This window comes from Shewanella sp. AS1 (assembly GCF_021412565.1).
In the GTDB taxonomy this organism is placed as follows: domain Bacteria; phylum Pseudomonadota; class Gammaproteobacteria; order Enterobacterales; family Shewanellaceae; genus Shewanella.
In genome coordinates, this window is sequence record NZ_JAKCLJ010000003.1 from 252,090 (window position 1) to 264,495 (window position 12,406).

A 12,406-nucleotide genomic window follows, 5' to 3' on the forward strand; every position below is an offset into this window, starting at 1 on the left:
TATCCCTATTAAAACTCATCTTCTGCGAGATCGGGATCTAACCACTGAACCAACCCCGCCTGCTGCTGTGCCTGGATAAGTAATTGATTTACTCTTGCAGCTGCAAGCTCTGCCTGTTTGTCCAGGTGACGACTCGCCGGTGACACTATAGTGACAAATATTGGCCGCCGATTATGCAATATACTGATTTTGCTTCCACTTCTGGCCGTTGCCCTTTCCACAACGCTCAGGCCTGAGTGTGTGGTTATCCCGCCAATGTCACGATACGCCGCGACAAACTGACGATAAAATCTATGCCCAAATCGAGTCATTGCACGATTCAAAATTAGGCCATCAATTAAATCTGACTCTTGTTTAGGGGCATGATCACTCACATTTTGTGACGCAAATGGCGCCGACTTTTCTCCCTCTGCCGCCACTAAGCTGGGCAAAGCAAAAAGCGTAAGCAGAAAAAACCACCCAATAAATTTCACTGCTGGATCTCATGCAGATGGGTCTGAGCCCAAGCAATCGCCTGACCGCGACTGGATACACCTATTTTACGAAACACACGATACAGATGGGTTTTGATTGTGCTTTCACTGACAAACAATCGGTTAGCTATATCGATATTGGTACTGCCAGATAACAATGCTTGCAGCACTTCGCGCTCGCGTATGGTGAGGTTATCTGCACTATCTAACTGTTCATGCTCAAACTCAGCCAAAAGCTCGGCTGGAATACTCTTTTGGCCGCGCAGGATACAGCTAAGATCCCTGCCTATCTGCTCAAGCGTTACATGGCGATAAAAAATGCCAGCGGTAATTGGCGAAATTAGGAAACGGGCATCTATCTGTTCTGGATAATGGATAAAGACAACCCTCGCCGAATGGCTCTTCTCTATCTGCCGCTGTAATTGATAGGCTCGCTGAACATCTATGGTCGATAGATCGATCACAACCAAGGCGAATTCTGCACCGTTCATGACTATCTCTAAACGCTCTGGCAGTACCTTGATTAACTTGACCAAAAATTCTTGTGGCCATCGGGTTTCCAGTAGATCTGTCATTAATTGCGAGCGAGAAACAACAATCCAATTTGTTACTTTGAACATCCTTCGTACTCCATCTTGCTATTCATTAGCTAAGGTCCATTTGGTTAGGCTTATATTACCAATTCATAAAATAAATATTAACCAGAAAACCGCCCGTTTCCCTACATATATTGATATAAATAGTATGTATGACTAAGTTTTACACACTAAAGATCATATATGACTAGCACAATCCCCTTATCTACTTGTATAGCTTTGAGTAACATGCGTATTTTGCGAGCTCCCCCACTGAGAGACGATAACCCCATGCCCCGAGCCATACTGCAAAATATTCACATCATTGCTATACCCACTCTGCAAGATAAAAGCTTGATTATCATTGCCTATTTGCTCGACATTCAGCTCCAATTCACTACCGTATTGACTCGACACCGTCAGGTTGTTCATCCCCGCCTGCAGTAAATTCACTTCAATTGCGCTGCCGCTTTGCAACAAATAAGCCTGATTACTTTCACCCGCCTGGGTTAACACAAGTCGATTATCAGCACCAAGCTGAGACACCTGAGCAAGGTTATCTACCCCTTGCTGATAAAGCTTAACCTCAAGCTGTTCGCCACTCTGACTGACTAGGGCGCTCTGATTAAATTGAGCAAGTTCATCAAACTGACTGAGATCCTGGGCAAATACCAAGGAATGCCCAGCTAACGACACACAAACGCTGATAAATAAACTAAAAAGCAGTTTCCAAAACCAACTTAAGAGTCGAGTACCCGCCTTCGGGAATAACCCTTGATCATTGAGTTGCATTATTGACTTCCTTGCAGACAATTTCTGCCATTGACTAGTGGGTTAAAGTATTGTCGTAAGTTGGTTATGCTTCATCCGAAAAGAGTATGAAGTCACAATAGACAAAGTATCTAATCGTCAGACAGGACTAATACTTTCCTACTAGACCCCGACAACCTTTACTACCCGATTTATTCCTCAATCACAGGTGTTTGATTTTTTTATCCTTTAAAAACAGAAAATTAATCAGAACTCAATAAAGCAGACCACTTGCTGTCGCGTCAGACAGGCATAAAAAAACACCAGTCAGAGACTGGTGTTTTTACGAGTAAAATCGGTAGGTTATTTTTTCAGGATAGAATCCGCTGTACGGCCATCATCATGGCAACTGTCACAGGTTGGCTTGTCACCAACATTCATATCATGGGGCGCATGGCAATCGGCACACATCAAGTTACCTTCGTGTGGCTGATGCACCTCATCCATATCGGCCAAGCCACCATGACAACTTTGGCACTGCTCAAACTCATGGACACCATCTTCTGAAGGCTCACCATTAGCGTGACAAGTTTCACAACCATCACCCATTTCAGCATGCATTTCCGCCAACTCTTGTGGATCTGCAATAGCCACTGGAGAGAGCGCTAATGCAGTCAATCCAGCACCAAATAATGCACTTAATAATCTTTTGCTCACAATCATATCCTCTTTATATTTGGGCATAGTGAGGGTTTATTATTACCACCCATCTTGCCAGCATCTATTTGCACTGCTTCGGATAAAATAGCTAAGCTTGTTCAATAAAGCAAATTTTCAATTTTTAACAGTAGCTTCTGATTTTTAAAACAAATATAACCACCCCATTGCCCGGCAGAGCTCCAAAAACGACTACCCCCCCTTTAAAGCACCTCGCCAGAACACGTTGCCAAAGTGATGCCCACATATTCAACTTGCCATCGAAAAGCCCAGCGGCTCAACCCACACCGCTCACGTCACCCTATAGTGACTTAACTCGTATTAAGTATAGCCATAGGAAAGCAAATCGATCCCGAGGCAATAAAAAAGGGAGCCTAAGCTCCCTTCAATATTAAGTCAGATATTATTGCGCTTTTAGTGCAGCAATACGTTTTTCAAGTGGTGGATGACTCATCATCAATTCAGCCATCGACTTCTTACCGTTAATACCAAATGCCGCCATCTGTGCTGGCATAGCACCGGTTTCAGGGCCTTGACGCAATCTGTCCAGCGCGGCGATCATCTTATGTTTACCCGCCAGCTTAGCACCGCCAGCATCGGCTTTGAACTCACGAATACGCGAGAAGTAAGCCACAATCATAGAGGCCAGAATACCTAACAACATATCGAGGACAAAAACGACGGCCATGTAGGCAAACATCCCCATGCCTTCACCCTCTTCATCGTTACTTGCAACAAAGTTATTGATGATGCCAGCAACGACACGAGCTGCGAAGATAACAAAGGTGTTCACTACCCCCTGGATCAGGGTCAGGGTCACCATATCACCATTGGCAACGTGGCTGACTTCATGAGCAAGCACACCTTCAATCTCATCCTGCGTCATGCCATAAAGCAAACCGCTACTCACAGCCACCAGAGAGTTATCTTTACTCGGGCCAGTGGCAAAGGCATTGAGTTCAGGCGATTGGTAGATAGCCACCTCTGGCATCTTGATGCCTGCCTGCTCGGCCTGACGGGCGACTGTCTCAACCAACCAGCGCTCCATATTGTCACGAGGCGTGGTGATCACTTCACAACCCATGGTTTTCTTTGCCATCCACTTGGAGATAGCCAAACTAATGAAGGCGCCGCCAAAACCAAAGATAGCCGCAAAAACCAACAGACCTCCCATGGTAGAGGTGTTCACGCCCAGAATTGACATCACAATTGAAGCAACCAGCAAGATTGCCATGTTCGTTGCGATCAATAAAAAAATACGCTTCATTTTAGCTCCTGTAAGACACCCTTGGTGTCACCTTGTCTAGATAACGACATAATATGTCCTAAATGACAGAGATCAAGGGGGATAACGTAAAAAAGTGTATAGCTATGCTTTGGTAATAGCGCTTTGCTAATACATTCAATGATAATAGAAGCGCAGTCTAGGAGTGCTTTATTAATCCAAGATTAAATTTGATTTCAGTCCGTTGAATTTTTAAGTTACAAGCCATTGATATCCAGATAACTTGCCACCTGCGCCACATCCGGCGAATCGAGATAAGGCACCACGCCCAAACAGGGGCTGGACATCATCTCATGCAGACTCTGCAGGTTCTCCTCGGGTACACTCATCTTAGGATCGACCCGGTTTGCCACCCAGCCCGCTATCTCTAAGCCATCGGCAAGCAGCGCCTCCTGAGTTAACACAGCATGATTCAGCGCCCCCAACTTGAGCCCCACCACCAAGATAACCGGAAGCTCTAAGGCTTTTGCCAGATCGGAAAGGTAGGCGCCCTCACCTAAGGGTAAACGCCAGCCGCCGGCGCCTTCGATCAGGCTAAAGTCCACTTTATGAAAAGGAAGTGTGCGTAAATGACGCTCAATTGAGGCAACCGACAAGCTTTGCCCTGCTTGCTTTGCCGCGATATGTGGCGCGATTGCTGGAGCAAAGGCAAACGGGTTTATCTGCTCATAGGGCAGCTTCAGGCTCGACTGTGCCATTAGGCTTAAGGCATCGCTGTTTCTTAATCCCTGGGTAGTCATCTCACAGCCCGATGCGATAGGTTTGACCCCCAAAGTCGTGCCCTGCTGCTTTGCTTTATACAAGAGGGCCGATCCAATCAGGGTTTTGCCAGAATCAGTGTCTGTGCCGGTAACAAAATAGATCATAAAACGATTAACCTTTTAGTTGACCGGGAATGAGTTGCCCACTAATAAGTTGCCCGGGAATGAGCTGCCCGCGAATGAACAGGATCTGATAACTGAGTGGAATTCCCTGTGCCTCTCGCATCTGCTGCGCCCTTGCCTGCCTGTCGCGCCAATCCTCACGCCCACGCAGCTTATGTACACTTGTGCTATCGGATTTTGCCGCCACAGAAGCCCCCACCCCTTTGATTGAATAGAGTAAGGATTTCAAATCCTCAAAATGCACTGTGATGGTTTCAAGGCGCGAAGTGACTTGCCATCTCTCATCGAAACAGGCCAGTATCCCATTGTGATCTAGAAATTCATTCACCCTGAACCCCAGTTGAGTCAACTGAGGCAAGCTGCCCTTAGCCACAATCGCTAAATGGCACTCACCGCCAACACGCAGTACACGGGCCATTTCGCCAATGGCTTGGGGCAGGTTCTGACTCCACTGCAACGCCAGATTTGAGTAAATAGTATCGACAGATTGTGCCTTTAAAGGCAGAGACTGGGCATCGGCGCATACAGGCAGATAATTGGGAAATCTCGCCGACATCTGAGTCAACATGCCGGGGGCGATATCCAGGGCGATCACCTGGCCGATATCTGTGTGATTAAATGCTGTGCCAGGCCCGCAGCCGATATCGAGTAGGCATCCCTTTTCCTTAAACATCTGGCCGTTAAGCATCTGGTCTAACAGTTGCTTAGCCGACAACCTTTGCACCACATCATGCTGCTGATAATGACTTGCCGCCTGAGAAAACTGCTTAGCTATCCGCGCTTGTGAAAGCGGCTCTTGTGTATGTGGTTGTGAATGCTCGTCCGCAGGCTTTTGCGGCTGAGCCTCTGCCTGAACCTGAGCTTGAGACAACGCAGAAGCTGAACTTGTTTCATTCAGTGGCATAGTTCTGCTCCAATGCACGACTTAAGGCACGGATCAGCTGGGTGATCTCTTGCCTAGTATGATACAGATTCAAAGTGATCCTCAGCCTGGCACTGCCTGTGGGGACAGTAGGCGGTCTAATGGCCCCAACCATAAATCCCTGCTCACGCAGCGAAGTGGCGACTCGCTCAAGCCTAGCCAGCTCGCTTATCAGGACAGGTTGAATTGGCGTAAGCGAATCCGTTAACTCTATTCCTACTTGTTGACAGCTTTGCTTGAAAAAATGGATAGATTCTGCCAATTGCCTTGCCAGTTGCGGCTCGCCATCATTCGACAATTGGCTTACCAGCTCGACCGCCTTGGCCGCAACACAGGCGCAGGCAGGAGATAAGGCAGTGGAGTAAATATAATGCCTGGCATGAGCCACCAGAAAATCGATACAAGCCTGAGTTCCCAAAATGGCTGCGCCCTGACAACCGAGCGCCTTACCGAAGGTGACCACCTGAATATCGCAGTTGCTGGCATCGGCCTTGGGCAAGCCCAAACCGCCGAGCACACCAAAACCGTGGGCATCATCTATGATAAGCCAGCTGCCGTTTTGCCGACATAGCCGATAAAGTCTATCAAGGGGCGCGCAATCGCCATCCATGCTAAACACGCTCTCACTGATCACAGCCGAAGGTCGATGCTGCTCAATAAGGCGCTTAGCCGCGCTCAAATCGTTGTGGGCAAAGCGTTTCAACCTAGCCTGACTGTCCCGCAGACCATCAATCAATGATGCGTGGATCAGCTTGTCGGCCACCACAAGATCATTTTTATCGAACAGGGTTTTCATCAAGGCTGTGTTGGCACTAAAACCTGAGCAGAACAGCAGCGCAGCCTCATGGCCTGTGGCCGCGCAAAGCTGCTGCTCTAATTGACTGTGGGCGTCACTGTAGCCTGTGACCAGAGGCGATGCGCCGCTGCCTACACCATATCGCTTAGCGCCTTGATATTGAGCCTCTATTAAGTCAGGTGACTGACTTAAGCCCAGATAATCATTGTTGCTGAAATTGATATAAGTTTGACCCTGATAGTCAACTCGGTTTGCGTGAGTTGCTCTTTCATCAAGCTCAGAGGCATGAGGCTCAGAGACCTTGTGCTCAGAGACTTTTTGATCAGAGACTTTTTGCTCACAGACCTTGTGCTCACGCCTTTGACGCAGCAGCCCGGCATGGCTAGCCTGCTGCATCTGCTTGGTTATTTTATCCTTGAGAGAATTCAACACTTTCTCTTACAACTAGAGATTGACTAACGGGCTAGAGCGCGGCCGCATCATAAAACTGCTGCGTCTGTTTCGCCTTAGTCGCTTCGGCCTTGGCAAACAGGGCTTTTTCATCTTCCACTGTCGCCGCCTTGCCCTGCTCAGGATGCAAGCCTAAACGCTTAAACAGCGCCATATCATCATTCTCTTCCGGATTTTTGGTGGTTAGCAGCTTGCAGCCATAGAAAATAGAGTTGGCACCGGCAAAGAAGCACATGGCCTGCAGCTCGTCAGTCATCTTCTCGCGTCCGGCAGAGAGGCGCACCCGAGAGTGGGGCATCAGAATGCGCGCCACCGCGATAGTACGCACAAATTCCAGCGGGTCGAGATCCTCTAAGTCCGCAAACGGCGTACCAGCGACTTTGACCAACATATTGATGGGCACAGAATCCGGATGTTGCTCCATATTGGCCAGTTGCTGCAACAGTCCGGCGCGATCGCTGGCCTGTTCGCCCATACCAACAATACCGCCGGAGCAGACTTTCATGCCTGCGGCGCGCACATTGGACAGGGTATCCAATCTATCCTGATAGGTACGGGTAGTGATGATATCGCCATAGTATTCGGGCGAGGTATCGAGGTTATGGTTGTAATAATCCAGTCCGGCTTCGGCTAATTCATTGGCCTGCTTAGGAGTTAACATCCCTAAGGTCATGCAGGTCTCCATCCCCATCGCTTTGACTTCGGCAACCATGTCCTTAAGGTAAGGCATGTCACGCTCGTGGGGATTACGCCAGGCGGCGCCCATACAGAAACGCGATGCACCCGCAGCTTTGGCGGCGCGGGCCTCGGTCAGCACTTTCTCAATCTCGATTAAACGCTCTTTCTCTAACCCGGTATCGTAACGGGCGCTCTGGGGGCAATATTTGCAATCCTCAGGACAGGCGCCGGTTTTAATGGATAACAAACGACTGATCTGCACTTCGTTAGGATCATACACCTGACGATGAATAGAGTGTGCCTTGAACAATAAATCATTCATAGGTAATGCAAAAAGTGATTCAATTTCATCACGTTGCCAATCATGACGTAATGTTATTTGAGACATTGATAACTCGCCTTTCTCTGAATATGATCCCGATAGACACTGGTTGCTATCGCTATTTAATGCTGATTAGCATACCCTTAGCCCTTAATCTGTCAACGCCAACCAGTTACAAAGGTTGACTAAAGGTTAAAATTTAACCAGATAAATTTGAGGAGATCTGATGACGTCCAAGGCCGCTATCGACTACGAATTTGATAAACAGCATATCTGGCATCCCTATACGTCTATGACCCATGCCCTGCCCACCTTTGGCGTGGTTTCCGCCCAGGGCTGTGAACTGACTCTGGATAATGGCCAGCGTCTGGTGGATGGCACCAGCTCCTGGTGGGCCTGTATCCACGGCTACGGTCATCCGAGTATCCTTGAGGCCATGCAGACACAACTGCACACCCTAAGCCATGTGATGTTTGGCGGCATCACCCATCACAGCGCCATTGAGGTCAGCAAGAAACTGCTGGCTATGACCAGCCCGAGATTAACCAAAGTGTTTCTCGCCGATTCAGGCTCTATCGCCGTCGAAGTGGCGATGAAGATGGCACTGCAGTACTGGCAGGGACGCGGCAAACCCAACAAACAGAAAATATTAACCGTAAAACAGGGCTACCATGGCGATACCTTCGCGGCCATGAGCGTGTGCGATCCCGATAACGGCATGCACACCCTGTTCGGCGATGCCGTCACCAAGCAGCTGTTTGTCGATGCGCCGCAAATCCCCTTCGGCGAGGGCGTGTCACAGGACGCGTTAGAAAAAGATATCACCCTGATGCGCGCCGCGCTTAAGCAGCATAGTGACAGCATAGCAGCAGTGATCATCGAGCCTATCATGCAAGGCGCAGGTGGCATGCGTTTCTATAGTGCCGATTACCTGAAGGCCCTGCGCAATTTGTGCGATGAGTTTGATGTCTTACTGATCTTAGATGAAATCGCGACCGGCTTTGGCCGCACAGGTAAGCTGTTTGCCTATGAGCACGCCCAGATTGAAGCCGATATACTCTGTGTCGGCAAGGCCTTAACCGGCGGTTATATCTCTCTTGCCGCCACCTTGTGCAGCGATGAAGTGGCTTTTGGGATCAGCGACTCCCCCTCAGGCGTCTTTATGCATGGTCCTACTTTTATGGGCAATCCGCTGGCCTGCGCCGCCGCTTGTGCCAGTTTAGATCTGATCGCAAGCAATGACTGGCAAGAGCAAGTCTCCCAGATTGAGTCCCAGTTAAACGCCGAACTGGCTGGCGCGGCCAGTATCCCAGGGGTTAAAGATGTGCGGGTACTAGGCGCCGTCGGAGTGATTGAGATGCAGACTGCGGTGAACACGGCCAAACTGCAGCAGGCCTTCGTGGATCTTGGGGTGTGGATCCGCCCCTTTGGCAATCTTATCTATATCATGCCACCCTACATCATAGATGAGCTACAGCTAAGTCAGCTGACCCATGCGATGAAGCTGGTGGCGAAAATCGCAGGCGAAGATGGCGCCCAAGAGGAGCCGCAGTTTATCAGTCACGGCTAGCTTGATTAGCCTACTCTTTGCTATTTGCATAAACAGAAAAACCAGCCTTCGCTGGTTTTTCTATTTCTGCACTGACGTTTTGGATCTTGCTGGAGGTTTAAGCTTAAGCGCCCTGCTTTAACCAATCGCTCAGCCTCACCATGCCTTCATCAATAGAGACGAAGGGCTGATAACCCAGATCCCGCTTGGCGGCGCCGATATCGAAATAATGACTGGTGGATAACTGCCGCGCCACAAAGCGTGTCATTATGGGTTCATCCTGCTTACCCAAAATACCGTAGACAAATTCAAGCAGAGCACCCACGGCATAGGCCAGCCTCGCAGGCACCCGCTTGGTGACAGGCGGCAGGTCGGCGCAGGATAAAATCTTATTGAGCATAGACGCCATGGTAATGGGCTCATCGTTACTGAGAAAATAAGCCTTGCCGGCACAGGGAGAGTTAGCTTTAACGAGTTGATTTGCAGCTAAAATATGCGCGTAGGCGGCATTGGCGATAAAGATGGTATCCACCAATTTATCCTTTTTGCCCACCAATTTAAGCCGCTTGCTTCTGGCGCGCTCAAGTACCCTTGGGACCAGGTGAGGATCCCTCGGCCCCCAGATAAGGTGCGGTCGCAGGGAGACAGTTTTTAGCTGGTCGCCATTACTGAGCGCCCGGCCATTGGCGGCCATCACTCGCTGCTCGGCTATCGCCTTGGACTCGCCATAATAGTTAAGATAGGTTTCGGCGTAAGGTGCAGACTCATCTATGCCCGCCTCATCGACACCGGCAAAGGTCACGCTCGGGGTGCTGGTGTAGACTAATTTACTGATATTATGCTCGATGCAGGCCTGAATAATGTTGTCACAGCCGCTGACGTTGGGCAGATAGAAACTCGCTTTATCGCCCCACACACCGGCCTTTGAGGCCACATGAAAGACCAGATCGCAGCCCGATAGAGCCGCACTAACACGCTTGCTGTCGGCGATATCACAGGGGATCATCTTCACCCCCAAAGTATGCAAGTCGGGATAATCCCCCCGGGCCAGGCCAATCACCTCTATCCCAGCAGACAAGAGTCGCTCACAAATCGCGCGGCCGAGAAAACCGCCAGCGCCTGTTACTGCTACGCGCCGACAGTTTGCGGCCAATTGCGTCAGCGCCTCAGTTTCTTTTGGATGCAAATCAAGTTGCAAGTCAGCTTTCGATCCAACTAAAAAGTCACTCTGCAACATAAGCCCTTATTCCTTATGTTCCCTCTGGGCCCAGATTGCCAGTTTTTCTCTGAAAATCTTGGCGTTATGGCGAATGTCCACGGGGAAGTCGGGGTGAATAAGATAGCGGCAGATCCCCTGGGTCTCTTTATGCGCCTCGGCAAGGGCATTTAACTCTTGGTAAAGTTGGGCTGAATTATTGCAAGTAATGCCTAGTTCAAGCTCCAAACAGATCAGCGGCGTGACCTTGCCCTTAACTGTGATCCCAACGAGCGCCGAGCGTTTCACCTGAGGGTGAGTATTAAAAATCCGCTCACAGGGAATGGAAAAATAGCGTTTCTCTTCACCGCTGCCATCACTATCACTATCACTATCACTAAGCTTTGCATCCACCCTGTGAGCCTTACGGCCGCACATCCACAGCTGCCCGGCATCGTCTAAGTAGCCCAAATCCCCCATGCGATGATAAACATTGTCATCATCGCCATAGATCTTGGCGTTATGGGTGGCGCTTGGCCGCTGATAATAGCTGCGACTCACCATAGGGCCTCTGACCACTATCTCGCCTATCTCACCGGCTGGCAGGCGCTGTGCATCATCCCAGCGGCTAATCGCCTGCTCGCTGATGGTAATGATGGCGATATCGACACCTTTGATAGCCTGACCGACACAGATCCCGCCGCCATTATCGGTAATATCTGTGGTGGCAAACAGCTCTCGACTCGCAATTTTACTGATGGGCAGCGACTCGGTCGCGCCATAAGAGTTGAGCACATCCACATCGGGTTTGAGCATACGGCTAAAGCGCTTAATTGAGCTGATGGTCGCCGGGGCACCGGCCGAGATCACCCGCTTCAGGCTGGGCATCTTAATGGTTTGATCTTGCTCTGCAGCCTCGCCCAAGCGCGCGATAAGCGCAGGATTAACAAACATATTGCTGCACTGATAACGCTCAACTGCGGCAAAAATATGTGCAGGGTCGGCGGTAATAGGCTTGCTGGCATCCATATCCGGCACGATAGATGCCATGCCAAGCGCCGGACCGAAGAGGGAAAACAGCGGAAAGGTCGCCAGATCCCGCTCACCGGTCACAATCTGATAATCATCCCTTAATGCGGAAATTTGCGCCTCAAACATCTGGTGCGAATAGACAACCCCTTTAGGTGTGCCTGTACTACCAGAGGTAAACAAAATGGCGCACATCGCATTTTTATCCAGCAGAGCCATGGGATAAGGCGCGCTGCTCGGCGTTTGGCGAAGCAAACTATCTAAAGATGCGCCGCCCCACAAGCCTGAGCCGCCCACTGTGATTTTTTTCTTCACCGTCTGGCTGCCCCAGCCAAACAGGCGTCTAGCAAGGTGCGCCTTGGGGATGCCGATAAAGGCATCGGGTTTGGCTTCAATAAAACACTGCTTCAAGTTTTTAATGCCCATGCCGGGGTCGACCAGAATTGGCACTATACCCGCTTTAAACAGGGCAAAAGTCAGGGCAAAGAAGTCGATGCTTGGGGTTACCATCAACACGGCTTTCATGCCGCGCTTGATGCCATAGTCGTTAAGCGCAAAGGCGATGCGATCGCTCAATGCGTCTAACTGTTTGAAGTTGAGTTCGTGATAATGAAAAGATTTAGCAGAAAAAAAAGGCTTTTTCGTCTGCTGCACCGCCACAGCGAGGGCATCTGGGGTTTGCTTAGCCGCCAGTGTCAGATGGCGACAGAGATTTGCGCCACTCAGCCCATCTTGGGACCCTAGGCCAGAAACGGTTTCATCAAGCATCAAGTCTTCCCTT

12 protein-coding genes are annotated in these 12,406 nt (G+C 49.7%); 1 reads left to right on the forward strand and 11 read right to left on the reverse strand.

From position 1 onward, the window contains the following. Positions 1 to 8: 8 nt before the first annotated feature. The 9 genes from LZP69_RS07020 to bioB all read right to left on the reverse strand — a co-directional run bounded on the left by LZP69_RS07020 (position 9) and on the right by bioB (position 7,918). Positions 9 to 473, reverse strand: coding sequence for a curli production assembly/transport protein CsgE (locus LZP69_RS07020; RefSeq protein WP_234199488.1), 465 nt, complete (start codon positions 471 to 473; stop codon positions 9 to 11). Continuing rightward, entirely contained in the window at positions 470 to 1,093 is a 624-nt protein-coding gene (locus LZP69_RS07025) for a LuxR C-terminal-related transcriptional regulator (RefSeq protein ID WP_234199489.1), read from the reverse strand. The genes LZP69_RS07020 and LZP69_RS07025 overlap by 4 nt, the downstream gene beginning before the upstream one ends. 177 nt (positions 1,094 to 1,270) lie before the next feature. Then, positions 1,271 to 1,840: a curlin gene (locus tag LZP69_RS07030; protein ID WP_234199491.1), complete on the reverse strand. Its 570-nt coding sequence runs from the start codon at positions 1,838 to 1,840 to the stop codon at positions 1,271 to 1,273. A 321-nt stretch (positions 1,841 to 2,161) separates the two neighbouring features. Further along, a complete protein-coding gene (cctA, locus tag LZP69_RS07035) occupies positions 2,162 to 2,515 on the reverse strand; it encodes a tetraheme c-type cytochrome CctA (RefSeq protein ID WP_234199492.1) in 354 nt (117 codons plus the stop codon). Positions 2,516 to 2,918: 403 nt separating this feature from the next. After that, positions 2,919 to 3,782, reverse strand: a complete 864-nt coding sequence (gene htpX / locus LZP69_RS07040) for a protease HtpX (RefSeq protein ID WP_234199493.1) — start codon at positions 3,780 to 3,782, stop codon at positions 2,919 to 2,921. A gap of 215 nt (positions 3,783 to 3,997) precedes the next feature. Next, positions 3,998 to 4,663: a dethiobiotin synthase gene (gene bioD, locus LZP69_RS07045; protein WP_234199588.1), complete on the reverse strand. Its 666-nt coding sequence runs from the start codon at positions 4,661 to 4,663 to the stop codon at positions 3,998 to 4,000. A 10-nt stretch (positions 4,664 to 4,673) separates the two neighbouring features. Then, the gene (locus tag LZP69_RS07050; RefSeq protein ID WP_234199494.1) at positions 4,674 to 5,588 is read right to left on the reverse strand and encodes a methyltransferase domain-containing protein; all 915 of its coding nucleotides are present in this window, start codon (positions 5,586 to 5,588) and stop codon (positions 4,674 to 4,676) included. Continuing rightward, a complete protein-coding gene (locus LZP69_RS07055) occupies positions 5,575 to 6,834 on the reverse strand; it encodes an 8-amino-7-oxononanoate synthase (RefSeq protein WP_442800668.1) in 1,260 nt (419 codons plus the stop codon). The genes LZP69_RS07050 and LZP69_RS07055 overlap by 14 nt, the downstream gene beginning before the upstream one ends. A 31-nt stretch (positions 6,835 to 6,865) precedes the next feature. Then, the gene (gene bioB, locus LZP69_RS07060) at positions 6,866 to 7,918 is read right to left on the reverse strand and encodes a biotin synthase BioB (protein WP_234199496.1); all 1,053 of its coding nucleotides are present in this window, start codon (positions 7,916 to 7,918) and stop codon (positions 6,866 to 6,868) included. A gap of 160 nt (positions 7,919 to 8,078) precedes the next feature. Here bioB and bioA point away from each other — a divergent pair, with 160 nt between their 5' ends. Further along, complete coding sequence (gene bioA, locus LZP69_RS07065) at positions 8,079 to 9,422, forward strand: adenosylmethionine--8-amino-7-oxononanoate transaminase (protein ID WP_234199497.1); 1,344 nt, start codon at positions 8,079 to 8,081, stop codon at positions 9,420 to 9,422. A 103-nt stretch (positions 9,423 to 9,525) separates the two neighbouring features. Here bioA and oleD read toward each other — a convergent pair whose 3' ends face one another. Beyond that, positions 9,526 to 10,638: a 2-alkyl-3-oxoalkanoate reductase gene (gene oleD / locus LZP69_RS07070; RefSeq protein WP_234199498.1), complete on the reverse strand. Its 1,113-nt coding sequence runs from the start codon at positions 10,636 to 10,638 to the stop codon at positions 9,526 to 9,528. Between the two features lie 6 nt (positions 10,639 to 10,644). After that, positions 10,645 to 12,393 carry an olefin beta-lactone synthetase gene (oleC, locus tag LZP69_RS07075; protein WP_234199499.1) on the reverse strand — a complete coding sequence of 583 codons (1,749 nt, stop codon included), beginning with the start codon at positions 12,391 to 12,393 and terminating at the stop codon, positions 10,645 to 10,647. Between the last annotated feature and the right edge of the window lie 13 nt (positions 12,394 to 12,406).